Below are 21,277 nucleotides of genomic sequence, written 5' to 3'. Positions count from 1 at the left end.
GGGCTGCTCGCCAGAACCGGGGAACAAGCAAGGGGCAGCGATTTAGGGCAGAGAGCGGATTTGAGACCCATCTTTTCCGGTTGACCGGTCGCGGCACTCTCCCTATGTTCCGCGCAATTTCGAGGGCGGCCTTTTCGAGCCCCCGGGAGCGCGTAGCTCAGCCGGTAGAGCAACTGACTTTTAATCAGTAGGTCATGGGTTCGAATCCCATCGCGCTCACCATTGTCAAATGACATGCCAGCGCTTTGATTTGCCTGTGCGGCGTGCAACGACTGCTCAGACGCCCCGTGACAGGTGCACGTCCAAAACGGCGGCTTTCTTAGCAACCAAACCTTCCAGATCCGCGTCGGATCGCTTGGTTCCGGTCCGTTCGCGCAGCAACGAGATCACCGCGCTCATCGAAAGCTGGGCAGTGCGATCGCTCAGGATAGCGTCCACCGCGCCGGCAACATCCGGGGTCTCCTTCGGTGCTCGCATAATCGGTTCCTTTCTGTTCAGGTCGGCCTCGGAGCCGTTGGCCGGTCCCCGCACGCCACGGTCGAAGATAACGGCCAAGCCGTTTTTCACGGCGAGGGCGGCGACCATGTCGTCGAGGTCGTGATCGGAAAACGCTGGCTCCGAAGGATCGGGCCTCAGGGTTCTGCGGATCACTCGGGCAGCCTGGTCCGTCGACACAAAGCCAAAATGCCGTTTTCTGGCCTCGACATATTGCTCGATGATCATGCTCAGACGCCGGGCTGCGATATTCCTGGGTTCCTGCATCTGGGCCTCCTTCGACTGCCGCAAGCGCAAGGTCGACAGCACCAAAAGGAAATAGGGCGGCGGATCTACTCAAACAGGGGACGGATCGATCATTCGACGCATCTTGCGCTGATATAGGAACGATCCGGGCCCTGATGCATTTTGCCTCTATGACCAGCTCATTGAGGGACGCCGGACATGAAGATTGCCCATGTCGCACCACTCTACGAATTGGTGCCGCCACGACTTTACGGGGGTACCGAGCGTATCATCTCATATCTTACCGAAGCTCTCGTCGATCTCGGCCACGAGGTGACGTTGTTTGCCAGCGGCGACACGAAGAGCTCCGCCAAACTGGTGCCATGCCGCGAAAGGGCGCTTCGTCTCGATCCGCGTCCGCTGAAGTCGGAGATCGCTGCGCATTTGTCGATGCTCGACGAAGTGCGCAGACGGGCCGACGACTTCGACGTCGTGCATTTCCATCTGAGCCATTTCCTGCATTTCCCGTTTTTCCGTGATATGCCGCAGCGCACGGTGACGACGCCGCATGGCAGGCTGGATTACGCGGACCTCGCGCAGGCCTATGACCGGTTCCCAGGGTTCCCGATGATTTCCATATCCCGCAGCCAGCGGGCGCGGTTCGCATCCGCGAACTGGCTGGCGACGATCCATCACGGGCTGCCGCTTGACCTTTATGAGGCCGATTTCGAGGCCGGTTCGGACGGTACCTACCTTGCTTTTCTCGGCAGAATGTCACGCGACAAGCGGCCGGACCGGGCAATCGAGATTGCCCGCCGAACCGGCCTGAAACTGAAGCTCGCCGCCAAGGTCGGCGATGGCGACCGCGCTTATTTCGAGGAAGTCGTGCAGCCGCTGATCGATGGCGACAGGGTCGAGTATGTCGGCGAGATTGGCGAGGACCAGAAGGCCCGGTTTCTGGGCAATGCGGCCGCCTTGCTGTTTCCCATCGACTGGCCAGAACCCTTCGGGCTTGCGGTGATCGAGGCCATGGCGTGCGGAACCCCGGTCATGGCTTGGAGTTGCGGCGCCATGCCCGAGATCATCGATCATGGGGTCACCGGCTTTGTCGTCGAAACCATCGAAGATGCCGTCGCCTCGATGCCGGCTCTCCTGCAACTCGACAGGCGACGAATAAGAACGGCCTTCGAAAGGCGGTTTTCGGCCAACAGAATGGCCAGGGATTACGTCGAGGCTTATTCGCGGCTGACCAGCGGCCACGAAGAGAGCAGGGCCTCGTAGATCTTCAACCCGTTCGGAAACCAGCACGGGACAATCTTCTTGACCATTACCCAACTCGACGAGCGCAAGCTCGATCCTGCGATAGCACTGGCTTCCCTGGACGAAACCGCGCCCAGGGAGCCGCATCGGCTTTACGCGCTCAAGCATGGCGATTGCTTTGCCGTCGCCGACGCCTACGGCGACATACGCGGCGCCGGCGACGGCTTCTTCCGCGACGACACGCGCGTGCTCTCCGAATTTCGCCTGACGGTTGGCGGACGATCGCTGTCGCTGCTTGGCGCATCGCTCAGCCAGGACAACGTCCTGTTCACCAGCAACCTGACCAATCTGCCGATCGAGAGCGCCGCGGGCCGCCAGATCCCGCAGGGCGCGATCCATATCGAGCGGGTCAGGCTTCTGTGGCAGGAGAGGCTATATGAACGCATCACGCTCTCGAATTATAGCCGGGAGCATTCGACGGTCTTGGTATCACTGCGCTTTGGTGTCGATTTTCGCGACATGTTCGAAGTCCGGGGCTCGACCCGCTCCAAGCGTGGCACCGCGCACACGGCCGAGATGGATCAGAGTTCGGTCGTGCACCGCTACGAAGGGCTGGACAAGGTCGTGCGGACATCGGCCATTTCGTTTTCACAGCCGCCGGATCACCTGACCTCCGAGCGGGCGGATTTCTTCATTGCTGTCACCAAGCGCAGCCGCCAGACGCTGTACGTAGAGGTGGGAAGCAAGACAGCGGCCCGCCCGCAAACTGATCGGTTCCGGTCCGCCGCGGCGCGCGCCCGTTTCGGCATGCGCGCCAAGCGCCGGCATGGGGCAACGCTGCACAGTTCAGGCCGCGTCTTTAATGATTGGATGGAACGGGCGCGTGCCGATGTGGCGTTGCTCACCACGGAACTGGCGACCGGGCCTTACCCCTATGCCGGGATCCCGTGGTTCTCCACCGCCTTCGGCCGCGACGGCGTGATTTCAGCTCTGCAGATGCTTTGGCTCAATCCTGGCCTGGCTCGCGGCGTGCTTGCCTTTCTCGCCCAGCACCAGGCGACCGAGACCTCTTCCTTCAGCGATTCCGAGCCCGGCAAGATCATGCACGAGACCCGCAAGGGCGAGATGGCGGCGCTGAGCGAGTTGCCGTTCGGCCGCTACTATGGCGGCGTCGATACGACGCCGCTCTACATCCATCTCGCCTGCGCCTATGCGGACCGCACGGGAGACACGGCTTTCATCGATGGGCTTTGGCCATCGCTGTGCGCCGCCGCCGAGTGGATCGAGACAGCGAGCCGTTCGACAGGGTTTCTTACCTATCAGCGCGCCGCGGAATCCGGCCTTGCCAACCAGGGATGGAAGGACAGCTTCGATTCCGTCTTCCATGCCGACGGCCGCATTCCGAAAGGGCCGATCGCGCTGGTCGAGGTGCAGGGTTACGTCTTTGCGGCATTCCGGGGATTGGCAAAGCTGGCGCGGCTGCGCGGCGAAGAGGAGCGGGCGGAGAATTGGGAGCTGCGCGCCGATGCCATTCGCCAACAAGTCGAACGCCATTTCTGGATCGAAGAGCTTGGCTACTATGCGCTGGCGATCGATGGCGATGGCCAACCCTGCAAGGTGCGCACGTCAAATGCGGGTCACCTGCTCTATGTCGGCCTTCCCAATCCGGATCGCGCCCGCATGGTCGCCGACCAGCTGCTGTCGGCTTCGTTCCATTCGGGCTGGGGGCTGAGAACGTTGGCGGACGACGCGATCTTCTTCAATCCGATGTCCTATCATAACGGCTCGATCTGGCCGCACGACACCGCGATCTGCGCTGCTGGGCTAGCACGATACGGCATCCGCGACAGCGTGGTGCGGTTGATGAGCGGGACCTTCGAATCCGCGGTTCATTTCAACATGCGGCTACCCGAACTGTTCTGCGGGTTCACGCGCTCGGCCGGCGAAGCGCCGATTGCCTATCCGGTGGCTTGCCTGCCGCAGGCCTGGTCCGCGGGCTCCGCCTTCATGCTCATGCAGGCCTGCCTCGGCCTACAGATCGACGGTTGGACGAACGAAATTCACGTGACCCGGCCGCACTTGCCGATCGGCATCGACAATCTTGTCATTCGCCATCTCTCGGTTGGACATGTGGCCGTGGACCTGACGTTTCAGCGCGTGGGGGATCGTGTCGGCGCCTTCCTCGCGGATGCGCATGAAGGGTTGGTGCCACTGGTGGTCAAGAGTTGAAAAATCGGAACCATCATGTGTGCTGAACGTTGGATCACCACGCCAAGGATGCTGGAGTTCCTGTCGGTGGACCTTCCGTATCGCATTGAAAGGTAATCAGTTCGAAATGCCCGACAACAGTTCGTACCTGGTCGTCCCCTCGGCCGCACTGTGGCTCCTCATTCTCGTAATTGTCGGTATCTTAAGCCTCACGCTCGCGGTGGTGCTGTCACGGGCGCGCCAGGCCAGAAACGCCAAGCTCGCTCGTCTGGAAGCAGGATCCGTTCGCAGTCCATTGCCGGAGTTCGAAAAGAACGGGCAATCCGCAGCCGCCGCGCTCGTCCAATGGTCGCCGGAAACGTTGCGTCACATTCTGGCGAAGGAACTTCCCGATGCGCAGGTGATCGTGGTGTCAAATCGCGAACCCTACATCCATAACCGCGAGGGCGACGACATCCAGCTGGTCGTACCCGCCAGCGGGCTGGTCTCCGCCCTGGAGCCGATCACGCGCGCCTGTGCGGGCACATGGATCGCGTATGGCGGCGGTTCGGCCGATACGCTGGTGGTCGATGAAAACGACCGCATTGCAGTGCCGCCGGAAAACCCTTCCTATACGTTGCGCCGTGTCTGGCTGAGCGAGGAAGAACAGCAAGGCTATTATCTCGGCTTTGCCAATGAGGGGCTTTGGCCGCTGTGCCACATAGCCTTCACCCGACCGATATTCCGTGCCTCCGACTGGGAGGCCTACGAGGCGGTCAACCGCAAATTCGCCGACACCGTCGTCGCGGAGGCACGCAATGAGCGGCCCATCGTGCTGGTCCAGGACTACCATTTCGCGCTGTTGCCGCGGATGATCCGGGAGCGACTGCCGGAAGCGATCATCATTACCTTCTGGCACATCCCATGGCCGAATTCGGAGGTGTTCAGCATCTGCCCATGGCGCGAGAAGATCCTCGAAGGATTGCTGGGCAGTTCGATCGTCGGCTTCCACACCCAGTTCCATTGCAACAACTTCATCGATAGCGTCGACCGCTTCCTGGAGAGCAGGATCGAGCGCGAGGATTCCGCCATCTCCTACGGCGGCCAGATCAGCCTGGTTCACGCGTATCCGATTTCAATCGAATGGGAGCCGGCGCGACAGGCCCAACTGCCCGACGTGGCGGAATGCCGGCGGCATGTTCGTGAAAAATTCGGGCTGGCGGACGATGTCAGGCTGTGTGTCGGGGTCGAACGTCTCGACTACACCAAGGGTATCCTCGATCGCTTTACCGCACTCGACGAACTGCTGAGGCTCCATCCGGAATGGATTGGCAAGGTCGCCTTCCTGCAGATCGCGGCCCCCAGCCGCGGCACCTTACCCGCATACCAACAGTTGCACGACGAGTGTCTGCGTCAAGCCGAGGATCTCAACCGGCGCTATGGCCGCGACGGCTACACTCCCGTCCTGATGGTCACGGAACATCATTCGCAGGAACAGGTCTACGAAATCTACCGGGCCGCCGACGTTTGCATGGTCACGAGCCTGCATGACGGCATGAACCTGGTGGCCAAGGAATTCGTCGCGGCGCGCGATGACGAACAAGGGGTCCTGCTGCTCAGCATGTTCGCCGGCGCCTCCAAGGAACTGCTGGAAGCGCTGATCGTCAATCCGTACGACGCCACAATGATGGGCGACGCCCTGCTGCAGGCTTTGACGATGTCGCCGGACGAGCAGCGGCAGCGCATGCAAAGGATGCGTGAGGTCGTTCGCGACAACAATGTCTACCGGTGGGCAGGCAGCATGCTTCTCGATGCCGCGCGCCTGCGCAAACGCGTTGCGGTCGATCGCGCCGTCGGCGCAGCCCCGACGTCGTCCGGCAACGTGATCTCGCTACTCGATCGCAGACGGGTGGCGGCGCTGTGATGTCGCTTTTGCCAAAACTCCCCGTGCCTGAGCTCCCAACAGGGCCGTGGGCCTTGTTCCTGGACATAGATGGCACGCTTCTCGAACATGCCGCGCATCCCGATGCGGTGGTTGTCGGCGATGAATTGCGTACGCTGCTGGCGAGGCTCGAATTGCAATTGGATGGAGCTCTGGCGTTCATCACGGGACGATCGATCGCCGCGGTCGATCATCTTTTCCAGCCGCTCAGATTGCGCGCCGCCGGGCTGTATGGGCTTGAGCACAGGCTCACCCGTGATGGCCCGGTCGAGGCGGCGGGAGAGCCGGCCGACATTGCGGCACTCGCCGAGGAAATCGAAGCGGAGCTGGGCAGTTCGGACGTCTATATCGAGCGCAAGGGACCGATCCTGGCAGTCCACACGCGCGCGGCACCGCAACTGTTGCAGCGCGCGACGCAATTGGTCGAACAGGCGTTGGGCAGGTTGCCTACGGGATATCGGGTGCTGGCCGGCAATGCCGGCGTTGAATTGATGCCGCTGGACGCAGCAAAGGGAGCGGCCATCAGGCGCTTTCTGGATCTGCCGGCCTTCGAGGGGCGGCGGCCGGTGTTTCTTGGCGACGACACATCCGACGAAAATGGTTTCGAGGCCGTCAATGAGATTGACGGCATGTCGATCCGCATCAAACCGCACGGACCGACAGCGGCGCGCCATGTGCTTGCCGACGTCGGTGAGGCCTTGGCTTGGCTAGGTGCGGTGTGCAAGCGGAATTTAGATGGATCGACCGGTCTGGTCGACCCCTCGCACCGAAGGAGTCCGTGATGACCCAATTCACCAGTCTCATCTTGGAGATCATGCCTGCTTGGCTACGCCGGCGGTCGCTCCCGAATACGCACGAGAGCCAGCAGAGTTTCGATCCGTCGCGCCCGCAGGACGCGGACGAGGTCTGGCGCCAGTTTGTTCAAAAGGATTTCTTAGGCGCCAACATGCAGGATCACGACGAGACCGGAGATAAAAAGACCAGCCGCCATTGAGGGCGGTTAGCCTTCCCCCAAAACAAGCGACACATTTCCACCCGCGTGACGCTCGAGGCGGCCGGCGAGGTCGAGTTCAAGCAGCACCATGAAGACCTGGGCAGGGTGCAGGCCGGTGTGGCGGATGATCTCGTCGACCGGCACCGGTGTCGGCCCCAGCGCCTCGATCACCTGGGTTCGGTCGCTCTCGCCTGGTGGCGGTGTGGCCGAAAAGTCGGGTGGGTCCTCAAACGGCGGCAGATCAGGCGCTCGCATGCCGGTCAGCGGAAGGATCGCCCTGGAAATATCCGAAGCTTCGGTGACCAGCGTGGCGCCGTCCTTGAGCAGACCGTTGGTACCGGCCGCGCGCGGATCGAGCGGCGAGCCGGGTACCGCAAAGACCAGCCGGCCCATCTCGCCGGCAAGCCTGGCGCTGATCAGCGAGCCTGAGCGCTGCGCTGCCTCGACCACCACCAGCCCAAGAGCCGCGCCCGCCACAAGGCGGTTGCGGCGCGGGAAGTCCTGGGCACGCGGCTGCCAGCCGAACGGCATTTCCGAGATGACGGCGCCACGCTCCGCAATGTCATCGCACAGACCGGCATTTTCGGGCGGGTAGGGCAGGTCGAGCCCACCTGCGAGCACGCCGACCGTACCGGTCAAGAGACTGCCCTGATGCGCCGCCGTGTCGATGCCACGTGCGAGGCCGGAGACGATGCCGTAGCCGTCTCGTCCGAGATCGGCTGCCAGCATGCGCGCCATCTTGATTCCGGCAAGCGATGCGTTGCGCGCGCCGACAATCGCAACACCCGGCAACCGGAAGACCGCGGCATTGCCCCTGACCGCCAGCAGCGGCGGCGGATTGTCCATGCTGCGCAACAGGGGCGGATATTCTGCCTCGCCGATACCGACAAAGCGTGCTCCAACTCGCCGCGCGGCCTCCATCTCGGCCTCGGCCTCGGCAAGGGAAGGGATGCGCACGATCCGGTTGGCGCCGCCGGAAATCATCAGTTCCGGCAGCATTTCCAACGCGACTTCGGCCGAACCGAAACGGTTGATCAGGTCGCGAAAGGAGGCCGGGCCGACATTCTGGGTGCGGATTAGCCGCAGCCAGCTCAGCCGCTGGCGATCGGTGAGACGCGGCCCGGCGGCCGGTTCGCTCATCCCTTGGCTCCGATCTTGCCTTCGGTGCCGGCAATCAGCCGCGAAATGTTTTCTCGGTGCTTGATGAAGACAATGATGCTCATCACCACGAACAGAATGGCTATCCGCGGCGTGCTCAGGAAACAAAGCGCGATCGGCACCACCACGGCAGTTGCCAGTGCCGCCAGCGATGAGTAGCGGAAGAGGAAAGCCATCACCAACCATACGACAGCGAAGATCAATGCGACTTGCCAGGCAAGGCCGACCAGCACGCCGAGATAAGTGGCGACGCCCTTGCCACCCTTGAAGCCGAGCCATGCCGGGAACAGGTGACCCAGAAAGGCGCCGAGACCTGCCCAGATCGCGGCTTCAGGCGCGAAATGGCCCGCTATCAGCACGGCGGCCGTGCCTTTCAGCGCATCGAGCAGCAAAGTCGCGGCGGCAAGCCCCTTGTTGCCGGTGCGCAGCACATTGGTGGCGCCGATATTGCCTGAACCGATCTTGCGCACATCGCCAAGGCCGGCCGCGCGGGTAAGTAGCAGGCCGAATGGTATCGAGCCCAGCAGATAGCCGAATACCAGCGCTAGGATTGGGCTGTAAGTCATTGTTCCCCCCGCGTTCCCCCAACCATGCCTGATCTCGCATGGCTACCGCCGGCTCAGGCAGAAAATACTGTGCGGCCCGCGACCAGCGTTTGCAAGACCTTGCCTTGCAGCCGCGCGCCTTCGAAGCAGGTGTTTTTCGAGCGCGAGCGGATACCGCTTTCACTGACTATCCAGGGTTCATCGAGGTCGACAAGTGCAAGATCGGCGACGGCGCCTGGCTTCAGCGTGCCGCCGGCCAATCCAAACAGCCTCGCCGGCGCGGTGGACAAGGTTTCGATCAGCCTGAGCAGGGGCACGTCGCCATTGTGGTAGAGGCGCAGGGCCGCGCCCAGCAGGGTCTCGAGGCCAATGGCACCGGCCGCGGCGTCGGCGAAGGGCAGGCGCTTGGTATCGACATCCTGCGGATCGTGCGAGGAGACGATGACATCGACCGTTCCGTCCTTGACCGCGTCGATCATCGCCAGCCGGTCTTCCTCCGCCCGCAGCGGCGGCGTCAGGCGGAAGAAGGTGCGGTACTCGCCGACGTCGTTTTCATTTAGCGACAGATTGTGGATCGACACGCCCGATGTCACTGCAGCGCCGTCGGCCTTCGCACGCGCCACGGCGCTTGCCGCCATTGCCGTCGAGATCTTCGCGGCGTGGTACGAACCTTGCGTCAGGCGCGCTAGCGCGAGGTCACGCTCGAGCGGGATGGATTCGGCCTCACGCGGAATGCCAGAGAGGCCGAGCCAACTGGCATACAGGCCTTCGTTCATGACGCCCGACGACCCAAGATCGGCATCCTGCGTTTCATGGACGATGGTGGCGCCGAAATCGCGCGCATAGGTTAGCGCGCGACGCATCACCAGCGCGCTCGATATGGTATGCCTGCCATCGGTGAAGGCGACCGCACCCGCCTCGCGCAGCAGGCCGAACTCCGTCATTTCGCGCCCGTGGAGGCCCTTGGTGATGGCGGCGGCGGGAAAAATATTGACGACGGCCGTGTCCTTGGCGGTGCGCAGCACGAATTCGACCAGCGCCACATTGTCGATCACCGGATCGGTGTCTGGCATCATCACGATGGACGTGACGCCGCCGGCCGCCGCGGCGACACTTGCCGAAGCGATGGTTTCGCGATGCTCGCCGCCGGGCTCGCCGATGAAGACCCGACCATCGATCAGGCCGGGGATGATCGCCTTGCCAGCGCAGTCGATCGCCGTAGCGCCGTCGGGGACGCCCTGGTTCAACGCCGCCTTGCCCGCGGCAACGATTTTCCTGCCTTCGACTATGACGGAGCCGACTTCATCAAGGCCGCGTGACGGGTCGACGATGCGGGCGCGTTCAAAGACCGTGATGCTCATCAGGCGCGGCCTTCTTGATTACGGCGGGGATCGAGCAGCGCTTCCATAACCGCCATGCGCACGGCGACGCCCATTTCCACCTGCTCCTGGATGACGCTTTGCGGGCCGTCGGCGATTTCGGACGCGATCTCGACGCCGCGGTTCATCGGGCCAGGATGCATGACAAGCGCGTCATCCTTGGCGGCCTTCAGTTTCTCGGCGTCCAGACCAAAATAACGGAAATATTCGCGGACCGACGGCACGAAGGCTCCTTCCATGCGCTCGCGCTGCAAGCGCAACATCATCACCACATCCGCGTCCTTCAGGCCTTCCGCCATCGAACGGCAGACGATCACGCCCATTCTGTCGATGCCCGAGGGCAACAGCGTCGAGGGCGCCACCACCCGGATTTGTGCGCCGAGTGCGTTGAGCAGCATGATGTTGGAGCGTGCCACACGCGAATGCAGGATGTCGCCGCAGATGGCCACGATCAGCTTCGACAGCGCACCCTTGGCGCGGCGGATGGTGAGCGCGTCGAGCAGCGCCTGTGTCGGGTGTTCATGGGCGCCGTCGCCGGCATTGACCACCGAGCAGCCGACCTTCTGCGCCAGGAGCGCCGCCGCGCCCGCCGACTGATGGCGGATGATCAATATGTCGGGCCGCATGGCGTTGAGTGTCATCGCGGTGTCGATGAGCGTCTCGCCCTTCTTTACCGAGGAACTCGCCACCGACATGTTCATGACATCGGCGCCAAGCCGCTTTCCGGCCAGTTCAAACGAGGATTGCGTGCGGGTCGACGCTTCGTAGAAGAGATTGATCTGGGTGCGGCCGCGCAGCGTCGAGGTCTTTTTCTCGGACTGGCGCGAGATCGCGACCGCCCGATCCGCCCTGTCGAGCAAAAGCTCGATGTCGGCGGGCGAAAGATCGCTGATGCCCAGAAGATGGCGGTGAGGGTAGAGTGGCAGGGACGAAGCGTCGGTCATCTCAAGGGGCTGCTATAGGGTGCGGATATCGCGCCCGCAAGCACCCGCTTCGGATTGACGCCGTTCTCCTCGATTTTTTCGTGTAGATAGCCGATTGAATCGGCCGGTATTTTCATCGCGCGCGCAGCAACGCTTGGCTATACCTAAGCCGACGGCCCCGGATTCGAGGCTTTCCGACAATAGGGCTTTTCCAGAAGGATTGGCTAGAAGGATTGGGCGTGACCGACGACGTAACGAATCAGCCGCCGCCGCTGACGGGCGGCAACGCCTGGCGAGGCGATCCGTTGCTGATCCAACTTGCCGAGCGCTTTTCCGAGCCGGTGCGCAAGGATCTCGACGGGCTCGGCCGTTTCGTGGTGACGCAAGAAGCGCAGGAGCTGGCGCGCCTCGCCAATGTCGAGACGCCGAAACTCAGGACGCATGATCGCCAGGGACGGCGCATCGACCTGGTCGAATTCCATCCCGCCTATCACGCCTTGATGCGCCGCTCGGTGGCCAACGGGCTGCATTCCTCTGTCTGGGAAAATGGCGACGCCGAGATCGGCCGCCGCCATCAGGTACGGGCCGCCCGTTTTTACCTGACGGCGGAACTCGAAACCGGGCATCTCTGCCCTATCACCATGACCAGCGCCTCGCTGGCGGCATTGATGGCAAGCCCAAAACTGTTTCGCGAATGGGCACCGCGCGTGACGACGCGCAAATACGACCAGAGCCAGAAGCCGCCGGTCGAGAAGACCGGACTGACGCTCGGTATGGGCATGACCGAGAAACAGGGCGGCACCGATGTGCGTGCCAATGTGACCCGGGCGGAACGCGTCGGCAACGGCTTCTACCGCCTGACGGGACATAAATGGTTCATGTCGGCGCCGATGTCGGATGCCTTCCTGGTGCTGGCACAGGCTCCGGAGGGACTGTCTTGCTTCCTGGTGCCGCGCGTGCTCGGCGACGGGTCTGGCAATGGCTTTCGCTTCCAGCGGCTGAAGGACAAGCTCGGCAATCGCTCGAACGCGTCTTCCGAGGTTGAATTCGTCAACGCCATCGGGGAGATGATCGGCGAACCCGGCGCCGGCGTCAAAACGATCATGGACATGGTGACGCTGACCCGGCTCGACTGCGCGGTGGCGTCTTCGGCGATCATGCGGGCGGGGCTGGCCGAAGCGATCCATCATGCCCGCCATCGCCAGGTGTTCGGTTCGACCTTGATCGAGCAGCCGTTGATGCAGCGCGTGCTGGCCGACATGGCGCTCGATGTTGCCGCGGCGACCGCCCTGTCGTTCCGGCTGGCGCGTTCCTTCGACGAGGCGGCGAGCGATCGCGGCGAGGCGGCGTTCGCCCGCGCCATGACGCCGGTCGTCAAATACTGGGTCTGCAAGATCGCGCCGCCGCTGCTTTACGAGGCGATGGAGTGCATTGGCGGCAATGGCTATGTCGAGGAAGCTCCGCTCGCCCGTTATTACCGCGAAGCGCCTGTCAACGCGATCTGGGAAGGATCGGGCAATGTCATGGCGCTCGACGTGCTGCGCGTGCTTGGCCGCGCGCCGGGGCTTTTCGAAGAGGTATTGACCGGTATCGACCGCGACCTCGGCGCCGGCGGGCGCGGCACGATCGGCGTCCTGAAGGCGGCCATGCAGGTCGCTTCGACCGACGAGGGCTCGGCCCGGCTGCTGACGGAACAGCTTGCGCTCTCCGCGGCGGCCGCCGAGTTGCGTCGACTCGGGGCAGGGCGGATCGCCGATGCTTTCGTCGAGACGCGGCTCGCGGGCCAGTGGCGCAATACTTACGGCATGCTCGATTCGCGCCACGACGCGCGCATGATCATCGATACGCTCTATCCGCCGGTGAATTGACGGAGACGCCATTCATGTTCGAGGGCGTTGCCGGAATCCCCAGTGACCCCGTCGTCGCCGTTAACCTTAACAAATGGTTTCCGTTGCGGCGGCGAACCGCAAAGCCCACTGTCATTCCTGTCGAAGCAGGAGCCACGATGCGACACGTACTGACCTCCTTTCTGTCCGTGCACTGGGCGATCGTTTTTGCTCTGCTCGCGCTGATCTGTGTCGATGGAAATCGAGGTGTGACGGCGGCTCTCGGCGTGCTCGGCGTGACCGTCGAGAGCGCCCAGTTTGTCAATCTGGAGAACATCGTCGTGGTCGCTCCGCTGGCGATCGCGTTGCTGGTCGTGGCGGTGCTGTTCTTCTGGGCCTTTGTCGATACACTGATCAACGACGCGTCCAGCCCCGGCGCCGATAGCGTCGTTCGCATCGCCTTTATTTCCGCTTCCGGGGTGATGTCGATGATCCTGATCGGCGGTGCCGCCCAAGGCATCAACGGCCTCTTCATGGTGGTCGCCGTGCAACTGGCCGCACTTCTGGTCTCCTATGTCGCGATGCTCGCCGAACGGCGTTCGGTAGCTGCGCTGGATGAGAAGGATTTCCAGGCAACGGCGCACAGCATGGCGAAGGCCGCAGCGCATAATTCCCTGCTCTCCATGATATCGGGACGGACCGGCCCGAACGGGAAAGGGGGCCGCTGATGCGCTACATCTTCGCGTTGTGGGCCGCTCCGATGGCGCTGTTTTGGGGCTGGTTCTACCTGTCGCTCAACGACATGAATTTCGGCTATGTGATGCTCAGCCGGCAGCTGCACGATTTCGTGTTCCAGCTCTACGGTCAGATGCTCGGCATCGACCCCGCAACCATCCCGGGCATGGTGGCAAAAGCCTGCGTGTTCGATGGCTTGCTGCTCGTGGCGATATGGGTGTTTCGCAGACGTCGCGAGATGTTGGGCTGGGTCAGGCGTCGCTGGACGGGTCCGTTCGATCGGCTGCATCGAGCGACTGAAGCCGGTCCAAAACTCCCTGCAGAATAAAGGCGGCCGCCGCCGAATCGATCTTGCCGGCGCGTTTGGCGCGCGAGAAATCCATCTCGATCAGCGTCCGTTCGGCCGCGACGGTCGACAGCCGCTCATCCCAGAACACGAAGGGCAGGTCGCTTAGCTGCGCCATGTTGCGCACGAAGGCGCGCGATTTCTGTGCGCGCGGACCTTCCGACCCATCCATGTTGATCGGCAATCCGATCGCCACCGCACCGACATTCTCCTTCTTCAGCAATGCCAAAAGGACGGCGGCGTCGAGCGAGAATTTCCGCCGGATGATGACCGGACGCGGATGAGCGAAGGAGAACCCCCGATCGGAAACCGCCACGCCGATCGTCTTGTCGCCGAGATCGAGCCCCGCCAAGGTCCTGCCGTTGGCGAGCCGTGCCGGCAATTGCTCAATCGTGATGACGGCCAACGGTTTCCCCTCGTGTTTTTCGACGGCACGCGTCCTTTCGGATACCCGGCGGACACTATACCCTTTGATCTCAAGGCTATCGGCGTTCTATCCTTTGGCTCGGGAAAAATCGAGGAATGCATTCATGAAACTGACCTGGTATGGCCACTCGGCCTTCCGCATCGAAACCGGTGACGCGAAAATCCTCATAGATCCCTATCTGATCGGCAATCCCTCCTGGACGGGTGGGTGGGAAGGGCCGGCCGAAGGGATCACGCATGTTCTTTTGACGCACGGGCACAGTGACCACATCAGCGGTGCGCTGGAAGTGCTCGGCAAGAGCGGCGCGCAACTGGTCGCCAATTTCGAGATCTGCATGTACCTTGTCGGCAGGGGCGTCAGCGACAAGAAGATCAATCCCGGCAACATTGGCGGCACGGTCGATTGCGGCGGTTTCACCTCCACTTTCGTTCAGGCGCTGCATTCGTCCTCCTTTGGCGAAGAGGGCGGCAAGAACGTCTATCTCGGCAATCCGGGTGGGCTGGTTCTGCATTTCCCGGAAGACGAGACGCTCTACCACATGGGCGATACCGACATCTTTTCCGACATGGCGCTGATCAATGAATTGCACGAGCCAAAGATTGGCATCGTTCCGATCGGCGACCGCTTCACCATGGGCGGTGCGGTGGCGGCCCTTGCCTGCCGCCGCTTCTTCAAGTTTGAAACGGTGGTCCCTTGTCATTTCGGCACGTTTCCAATGATTGACCCGACGCCCGAGAAGTTCGACGCCGGGCTGGAAGGATCTGGGGTCAAGCTTGCATTGCCGAAGATTGGTGAAACCATTACCATCTAGAAACAGCCAAAGCGGAACAAATCCATGGCATTAGGGCGATCTCTTTGCGTATCGATGTTTGTCGCGGCGTCGCCCGCTCTTGCCGCGGATGACTTCATCGAAGGTGTCTATCTCCAGTCGGAGGAACTCTGTACCCAGGCCAAGAAGGATACGCTGCAGACGCTGATCGATGCCGGCAACATCGTTCTTTCGAAGAACGGCCTGCAAGGCGTCGAATACAATTGCGAATTCGTTCAGGTCAGCAAGGCGACACGCTCGCCGAGCTGGGCGGTGACGGCGATATGCCAGGAGCCGGGCTATGTCTTTCCTGACGTCCTGTCGGTGACGCAGATGAACCCGACGCAGGTCGATCTCGTGTCGGTCCGGCCGATTGACGATGAAAGCGAGGCGAGCGGCAACAGCGGCAGCTACTATCTGTGCGAGGGCATCGCCCTGCCATGAGGCTGTTGCCCGATTGTCGGGCGGCACATGTTGCGCGTCGCGCGCCGCGCCGCTATAGCCCGGACTGGTTTTCCCCGAGGCAAATACATGTCCGTTGATGTCAAGACAGTGAAGCGCGTCGCGCATCTCGCCCGCATCGCCGTGAGCGAGGAAGATGCCGAGCGTATGACCGGCGAGTTGAATGCCATACTGGGCTTCGTCGAGCAGTTGAACGAAGTCGATGTTTCCGGCGTCGAGCCAATGACGTCGGTGACGCCGATGGAAATGAAGAAGCGCGGCGATGTCGTGACCGACGGCAACAAGGCGGCCGACATCGTCGCCAACGCACCGGCGACCGACGAGAATTTCTTCCTCGTGCCGAAGGTCGTGGAGTAGGGCGCCGATGGCTATCAAGATTGCCATCGAAACTCCGCTGCAGGACGACGTGCGCGGCCTGGTCGCGGAACTCAACGCGACCTTGCTCGAATTGACGCCGCCGGAGCACTGCTACCACCTGACGGTCGAGCAGATGGCGGGCAAGGACACGACCGTTTTCATCGCTCGCGACAACGGCGTCGCCATTGGTTGTGGTGCACTCAAGCGGCATGACAATGCCATTGGCGAGGTCAAGCGCATGTACACGAGGCCTTCGCATCGTGGCCGCAAGATCGGCGCTGGAATCGTCGAACGGGTCGAGGCGCTGGCGCGCGATGAACGGTTGAAGCGGCTGGTGCTGGAGACCGGCGATCGCCATCCCGCCGCCTGGACCGTCTATGAACGTGCCGGGTTCTCGCGCTGCGGCCCGGTGCTGGATTATCCCGATTCCGAGTGGTCGGTGTTTTACGAAAAGAGCCTTTGATGAGCGACCTGACCCGACTGACGATTTCGCAGGCCCGCGCCAAGCTGCGCGCCAAGGAAATCACCGCGACCGAGATGACCGAAGCCTATCTCTTGGCGATCGATCGCGCCAATCCGGCGCTGAATGCCTATGTGGCGGTGACCGGCGACAAGGCGCGCGACATGGCCAAGGCGTCGGACGCCCGGCTGCTCAAGGGCGTGGGCGGTGCGCTGGAAGGCATTCCGCTGGGAATCAAGGACCTGTTCGGTACCGAGGGCGTCCATACCCAGGCCTGCAGCCACGTGCTCGACGGCTTCAAGCCGCGCTATGAATCAACGGTCACGTCCAATCTGTGGGCCGACGGCGCGGTCATGCTGGGCAAGCTCAACATGGACGAATTCGCCATGGGCTCGTCCAACGAGACCTCCTACTACGGCCCGGTCATCAACCCGTGGCGGCGTTCGCGCCTCGATACGGTGGTGATGCCGACGACGCATCAGGGTGATGGCGGCTTCGTCTCGGCAGGTGGCACGAAAACCCAGCGTAGCCTCGACAATGCGCAGCTGGTGCCAGGTGGTTCTTCCGGTGGTTCGGCGACCGCGGTGTCGGCCTTTCTGTGTGCGGGCGCAACCGCCACCGACACCGGCGGTTCGATCCGCCAGCCAGCCGCGTTTACCGGTACCGTCGGCATCAAGCCGACCTATGGCCGCTGCTCGCGCTGGGGCATCGTCGCCTTCGCCTCATCGCTCGATCAGGCCGGACCGATCGCCCGCGACGTGCGCGACGCCGCCATTCTTCTGAAATCCATGGCCTCGGTCGATCCCAAGGACACCACGTCCGTCGACCGGCCGGTGCCGGACTACGAGGCGGCGATCGGCAAGCCGATCAAGGGCATGAAAGTCGGCATTCCCAAGGAATACCGTGTCGACGGCATGCCGGAAGAGATCGAGGCGTTGTGGCAGAAGGGCATTTCCTGGCTCAAGGATGCCGGCGCCGAAATCGTCGACATCTCCCTGCCGCACACCAAATACGCGCTGCCGGCCTATTACATCGTGGCGCCCGCGGAAGCTTCTTCCAACCTCGCCCGCTATGACGGCGTCCGCTACGGCTTGCGCGTGCCGGGCAAGGACATCGTTGAGATGTACGAGAGAACCCGCGCCGCCGGCTTCGGCCGCGAGGTCAAGCGCCGCATCATGATCGGCACCTATGTGCTGTCGGCCGGCTACTATGACGCCTACTACCTGCAGGCTCAGAAGGTGCGCAATCTGATCAAGCGCGACTTCGAAAATGTCTTCGCCGCCGGGGTCGATGTCATCCTGACCCCGGCGACCCCGTCGGCCGCCTTCGGCATTGCCGACGAGGACATGGCCGCCGATCCGGTCAAGATGTATCTCAACGACATTTTCACGGTCACCGTGAACATGGCCGGCCTGCCCGGTATCGCCGTCCCCGCCGGCCTCGACCCCAAGGGGCTGCCGCTCGGCCTGCAGCTGATCGGCAGGCCGTTCGAGGAAGAGACGCTCTTCCAGACCGCCGCCGTCATCGAGCAGGCGGCCGGCACGTTCCAGCCGGAGAAGTGGTGGTAGGGATATCGCTCGCCTGACGCATGATCCTTAAAATCACGATCGATTTTTGGACAGCCTTGCGGACTTTAATGAGTGAGCGATGTTCTATTATCTTTCCAAGATATTCTGGTTCGTCATCCAGCCGCTCAACCTGACGATCTTCCTGCTTTCGGCAGGGCTGCTCGCCGGGATGGTCGGCCGCCGGCGACTTGCCGTCAGCGGCGGCGTGCTGGCGTTTCTGATCCTTGCGCTGCCGGCCTGGACGTCACTTGGAGCGATGATGCTCAATCCGCTGGAGGAACGCTTTCCCAGGCCGCCGCTGCCGAAGAAGGTAGACGGCATCGTCGTGCTCGGCGGCGGCTTCGAGGGCGCTATCAACCTCGCGCGCCGGGGCTATGAATTGAACAGCAGCGGCGATCGCATGGTCGAGACAGCGATCCTCGCCCGGCGTTTCCCGCAGGCAAAAGTGGTGGTCTCCGGTGGAAACGGCTCACTGTTCTTCGACGGCGAAGGTGATGCCGACACCGCGCCGCGCCTCCTCGAGGCGCTGGGTGTCCCGGCCGACCGGCTGCTCCTCGAAGATAAATCCCGCAACACATACGAGAACGCGGTCTTCAGCCGCGAACTGGTCAAGCCCAAACCGGGCGAGACATGGCTTTTGGTGACATCAGCCTTTCACATGCCGCGCGCCAAGGCCCTGTTCGACAAGGCAGGTTTTCCAACTGTCCAATGGCCGGTCGACTATCGCACCTCGGGTCGGGAAGGCGTCGGCTTGTTTCGCGACAATGCGGCCGATTCGCTGCAGAACACGACCATCGCGGTTCGCGAATGGATCGGGCTTTTCGCCTATTGGCTTTCCGGGCGCATCGATCAGCCGTTTCCGACGCCCGGCGGCTGACCGATCACAGCGCGCCGCGGCGCGGAGAAGAACTGGCGCCGTACCAGGACGGCCAGCAGCAGAAGCGTCGACAGCACGAACACCAGGGGATCGACGAACCAGCCGAGATAGCCGATCGAGAAGAACACACCGCGCAGGCCCGAGTTGAAATGCTTGCCGGCCAGCATGTTCATTTGCGTCGCGCGCCACACGGCCGTTTGCGTGAGGGGATTGCGCGAGGCTTCGCCATGCGGGATCGGCACGGCGCCGATCAGGATCGAACAGTAGTTGAACAGCCTGTAGGCCCAGCCGAATTTGAAGAAGGAAAAGGCCAGAATCAACACCAGTCCCAGCACTTTGATCTGAAAGGCCGAGCGCGACGGCGCGCCGCCCAAGGGCAGGGTGCTCAGCACCTCAAGCACCCGGTCCGACGCGCCAAGCAGGGCGAAGCAGCCGCCGAGCGCGATCAGCGAACTGGAGGCGAAAAAGGCGGTTCCCTGCTGCAGGCCGCTCATGATGGCGGTGTCGACGATGCGGATCTCGCGCTCGGCCATGGTGCGCATCCAGGCCTCGCGTTGCGCATTCATGGCGGTGGTCAGCGACACGCGGCTGACCAGGTGGCCGTCCGAGGCGAGCGTGTGCAGCACCCATGCGAGGAGGAAAAAGCCCAGCGCCGCGAGATCGGCCGTCGAAAGATAGGAATCGCCCATGGCGCCGAATTTACCATATTCGGCCCGGTTGCTTCGATGACCTTGCACGGCGTGTTGCACTCGATGTCGCTGCCGGAGCAAACAAGGTCGGCAGGTGCTGCGCCGCGACTGTCAAAAGAGCGGAAACATCGCTGGAATTCCTATATGTAATCCTCGACGTGACCCAGGAGACAGCGTGTTCCTTTCGGTTTTCGACCTGTTCAAGATCGGCATCGGCCCCTCGAGCTCGCACACGATGGGGCCGATGACGGCCGCGCGCCGCTTCCTCGAAGAGGTCGCGGGCGACGACTGGCCGCGTCCCGCCGGCGTCAACGTCTACCGCATCGGCGCCAGCCTGCATGGCTCGCTCGCCTATACCGGCATCGGCCATGGCAGCGACCGTGCCGTCATTCTAGGCCTTGCCGGCCAGACGCCACAAACGGTGGACCCCGACCGAGCCGACGACATTGTCAGCCGCATCACCGCCGACAAGCTGGTTTCACCGCCCGGTCACCCTCCCTACCATTTCGATCCGGCCACCGATCTGGTGCTGGACCGCAAGACGCCGCTCACCGGTCATGCCAACGGCATGGCGTTCCACGCTTACGACGCCGGCGGCCGGTTGCTGCTCAAGCGCATCTACTATTCGATCGGCGGCGGCTTCGTGGTTTCGGAAGAAGAGCTGCAACGGATGAAGTCGAAGGGCTCGGTCACAACCGAGGGCAAGAAAGTGCCGTATCCCTTCAAGAACGCGGTCGAGATGCTGAAGATGGCGGCCAAGAGCGGCCTTTCCATTGCCGAAATGAAGCGCGTCAACGAGGAGACGCAGATGTCGCGCGATGAGCTCGACACCGGCCTCGACGCGATATGGGACGCCATGAAGGGCTGCATCGACCGCGGCCTGTCGCAGGACGGCATCATGCCGGGCGGCCTGAAGGTGCGCCGCCGCGCCAGGCAGCTCCATGACAAGCTGCAGGAGCAGTGGCAACAGAACCGGCCGAACCCGCTACTCGCCAATGACTGGCTGTCGATCTATGCGATGGCGGTCAACGAGGAGAATGCGGCCGGCGGGCGTGTCGTCACCGCGCCGACCAATGGTGCCGCCGGCACGCTGCCGGCGGTGCTGCGTTACTGGCTGCATTTCCATCCCGAGGCCGACCAGCCGAGCATTCGCGACTTCCTGCTGACGGCAGCGGCGGTCGGCGGCATCATCAAGTCCAATGCGTCGATATCGGGCGCCGAGGTCGGCTGCCAAGGCGAGGTCGGTTCCGCCTCGGCGATGGCTGCGGCCGGCCTGTGCGCGGTCATGGGCGGCACGCCCGAGCAGGTCGAGAATGCTGCCGAAATCGCGCTGGAACATCATCTGGGCATGACCTGCGATCCGGTGGGCGGGCTCGTGCAGGTGCCTTGCATCGAGCGCAACGCATTGGGTGCCGTCAAGGCAGTGACGGCCGCGTCACTGGCCATCAAAGGCGACGGCGTGCATTTCGTGCCGCTCGATGCGGCGATCGAGACGATGCGCCAAACCGGCCTCGACATGAACGAGAAGTACAAGGAAACCAGCCTTGGCGGCCTGGCCGTCAATGTCGTTGAATGTTGAGGCTGGCCAAGCTGGCACTGTGGAGAAGTCCGTCA

General features: G+C 62.7%; 22 protein-coding genes and 1 tRNA gene. 16 read left to right on the top strand and 7 right to left on the bottom strand.

The genetic code is table 11. The features are described 5' to 3' along the window. Nucleotides 1-146: 146 nt before the first annotated feature. Nucleotides 147-222 (top strand) — tRNA-Lys (locus tag AC3CB8_RS20460). A gap of 54 nt (nt 223-276) precedes the next feature. Here AC3CB8_RS20460 and AC3CB8_RS20455 read toward each other — a convergent pair. After that, the gene (locus AC3CB8_RS20455) at nt 277-762 is read right to left on the bottom strand and encodes a hypothetical protein (protein ID WP_352565336.1); all 486 of its coding nucleotides are present in this window, start codon (nt 760-762) and stop codon (nt 277-279) included. A 177-nt stretch (nt 763-939) separates the two neighbouring features. Here AC3CB8_RS20455 and AC3CB8_RS20450 point away from each other — a divergent pair, with 177 nt between their 5' ends. The 5 genes from AC3CB8_RS20450 (at nt 940) to AC3CB8_RS20430 (ending at nt 7,103) form a co-directional block, all read left to right on the top strand. After that, complete coding sequence (locus AC3CB8_RS20450; protein WP_488377340.1) at nt 940-2,001, top strand: glycosyltransferase family 4 protein; 1,062 nt, start codon at nt 940-942, stop codon at nt 1,999-2,001. Nucleotides 2,002-2,046: 45 nt separating this feature from the next. Further along, nucleotides 2,047-4,209, top strand: a complete 2,163-nt coding sequence (locus tag AC3CB8_RS20445; protein WP_023773849.1) for an amylo-alpha-1,6-glucosidase — start codon at nt 2,047-2,049, stop codon at nt 4,207-4,209. Nucleotides 4,210-4,315: 106 nt separating this feature from the next. After that, nucleotides 4,316-6,091: an alpha,alpha-trehalose-phosphate synthase (UDP-forming) gene (locus AC3CB8_RS20440; RefSeq protein WP_352565378.1), complete on the top strand. Its 1,776-nt coding sequence runs from the start codon at nt 4,316-4,318 to the stop codon at nt 6,089-6,091. Next, a complete protein-coding gene (gene otsB, locus AC3CB8_RS20435; RefSeq protein WP_023784016.1) occupies nt 6,091-6,891 on the top strand; it encodes a trehalose-phosphatase in 801 nt (266 codons plus the stop codon). Before AC3CB8_RS20440 ends, otsB begins: the two co-directional genes overlap by 1 nt. After that, a complete protein-coding gene (locus AC3CB8_RS20430; protein ID WP_352549397.1) occupies nt 6,891-7,103 on the top strand; it encodes a hypothetical protein in 213 nt (70 codons plus the stop codon). Before otsB ends, AC3CB8_RS20430 begins: the two co-directional genes overlap by 1 nt. 6 nt (nt 7,104-7,109) lie before the next feature. Here the strand turns inward: AC3CB8_RS20430 and dprA are convergent, their stop codons facing one another. The 4 genes from dprA to AC3CB8_RS20410 are packed head-to-tail and all read right to left on the bottom strand — an operon-like array spanning nt 7,110 to nt 11,129. Next, nucleotides 7,110-8,243 (bottom strand): DNA-processing protein DprA, encoded by a 1,134-nt coding sequence (dprA, locus tag AC3CB8_RS20425; protein ID WP_352565340.1) that lies wholly within the window; start codon nt 8,241-8,243, stop codon nt 7,110-7,112. Then, the gene (plsY, locus tag AC3CB8_RS20420; RefSeq protein ID WP_023784018.1) at nt 8,240-8,827 is read right to left on the bottom strand and encodes a glycerol-3-phosphate 1-O-acyltransferase PlsY; all 588 of its coding nucleotides are present in this window, start codon (nt 8,825-8,827) and stop codon (nt 8,240-8,242) included. Before plsY ends, dprA begins: the two co-directional genes overlap by 4 nt. 53 nt (nt 8,828-8,880) lie before the next feature. Next, nucleotides 8,881-10,167: a dihydroorotase gene (locus AC3CB8_RS20415; RefSeq protein WP_023784019.1), complete on the bottom strand. Its 1,287-nt coding sequence runs from the start codon at nt 10,165-10,167 to the stop codon at nt 8,881-8,883. Further along, entirely contained in the window at nt 10,167-11,129 is a 963-nt protein-coding gene (locus AC3CB8_RS20410) for an aspartate carbamoyltransferase catalytic subunit (protein ID WP_023784020.1), read from the bottom strand. Before AC3CB8_RS20410 ends, AC3CB8_RS20415 begins: the two co-directional genes overlap by 1 nt. Before the next feature lie 218 nt (nt 11,130-11,347). On the opposite strand from AC3CB8_RS20410, the gene AC3CB8_RS20405 reads away from it, so the two are divergent. From AC3CB8_RS20405 to AC3CB8_RS20395, 3 genes are all read left to right on the top strand, one after another. Beyond that, entirely contained in the window at nt 11,348-12,976 is a 1,629-nt protein-coding gene (locus AC3CB8_RS20405) for a DNA alkylation response protein (RefSeq protein WP_023784021.1), read from the top strand. A gap of 137 nt (nt 12,977-13,113) precedes the next feature. Further along, complete coding sequence (locus tag AC3CB8_RS20400; protein WP_023773840.1) at nt 13,114-13,662, top strand: hypothetical protein; 549 nt, start codon at nt 13,114-13,116, stop codon at nt 13,660-13,662. Then, entirely contained in the window at nt 13,662-13,997 is a 336-nt protein-coding gene (locus AC3CB8_RS20395; RefSeq protein WP_352565343.1) for a DUF6105 family protein, read from the top strand. Before AC3CB8_RS20400 ends, AC3CB8_RS20395 begins: the two co-directional genes overlap by 1 nt. Here AC3CB8_RS20395 and ruvX read toward each other — a convergent pair. Next, nucleotides 13,921-14,421 (bottom strand): Holliday junction resolvase RuvX, encoded by a 501-nt coding sequence (gene ruvX / locus AC3CB8_RS20390; RefSeq protein ID WP_352565345.1) that lies wholly within the window; start codon nt 14,419-14,421, stop codon nt 13,921-13,923. The genes AC3CB8_RS20395 and ruvX overlap by 77 nt on opposite strands. Nucleotides 14,422-14,545: 124 nt before the next feature. On the opposite strand from ruvX, the gene AC3CB8_RS20385 reads away from it, so the two are divergent. From AC3CB8_RS20385 to AC3CB8_RS20360, 6 genes are all read left to right on the top strand, one after another. Further along, nucleotides 14,546-15,253, top strand: coding sequence for a metal-dependent hydrolase (locus AC3CB8_RS20385; RefSeq protein WP_352565347.1), 708 nt, complete (start codon nt 14,546-14,548; stop codon nt 15,251-15,253). 24 nt (nt 15,254-15,277) lie between these two features. Then, nucleotides 15,278-15,694 carry a hypothetical protein gene (locus AC3CB8_RS20380; protein WP_023795205.1) on the top strand — a complete coding sequence of 139 codons (417 nt, stop codon included), beginning with the start codon at nt 15,278-15,280 and terminating at the stop codon, nt 15,692-15,694. A gap of 87 nt (nt 15,695-15,781) precedes the next feature. Beyond that, complete coding sequence (gene gatC / locus AC3CB8_RS20375) at nt 15,782-16,069, top strand: Asp-tRNA(Asn)/Glu-tRNA(Gln) amidotransferase subunit GatC (protein ID WP_015317757.1); 288 nt, start codon at nt 15,782-15,784, stop codon at nt 16,067-16,069. 7 nt (nt 16,070-16,076) lie between these two features. Beyond that, nucleotides 16,077-16,532: a GNAT family N-acetyltransferase gene (locus AC3CB8_RS20370; RefSeq protein WP_023773836.1), complete on the top strand. Its 456-nt coding sequence runs from the start codon at nt 16,077-16,079 to the stop codon at nt 16,530-16,532. Beyond that, nucleotides 16,532-18,097, top strand: coding sequence for an amidase (locus AC3CB8_RS20365; RefSeq protein WP_352565350.1), 1,566 nt, complete (start codon nt 16,532-16,534; stop codon nt 18,095-18,097). Before AC3CB8_RS20370 ends, AC3CB8_RS20365 begins: the two co-directional genes overlap by 1 nt. Nucleotides 18,098-18,176: 79 nt before the next feature. Continuing rightward, complete coding sequence (locus tag AC3CB8_RS20360) at nt 18,177-18,974, top strand: YdcF family protein (RefSeq protein WP_352565352.1); 798 nt, start codon at nt 18,177-18,179, stop codon at nt 18,972-18,974. Here the strand turns inward: AC3CB8_RS20360 and AC3CB8_RS20355 are convergent. Further along, complete coding sequence (locus AC3CB8_RS20355; RefSeq protein ID WP_352565354.1) at nt 18,947-19,663, bottom strand: DUF599 domain-containing protein; 717 nt, start codon at nt 19,661-19,663, stop codon at nt 18,947-18,949. The genes AC3CB8_RS20360 and AC3CB8_RS20355 overlap by 28 nt on opposite strands. 175 nt (nt 19,664-19,838) lie before the next feature. Here AC3CB8_RS20355 and AC3CB8_RS20350 point away from each other — a divergent pair, with 175 nt between their 5' ends. Next, on the top strand, nt 19,839-21,242 hold the full coding sequence (locus AC3CB8_RS20350) for an L-serine ammonia-lyase (protein ID WP_352565356.1): 1,404 nt from the start codon (nt 19,839-19,841) through the stop codon (nt 21,240-21,242). Nucleotides 21,243-21,277 lie beyond the last annotated feature (35 nt).

This window comes from Mesorhizobium sp. P160927, assembly GCF_057766385.1.
The sequence above is the reverse complement of the archived record's forward strand: the minus strand, read 5'-3'. Positions and strand labels throughout refer to the sequence as shown.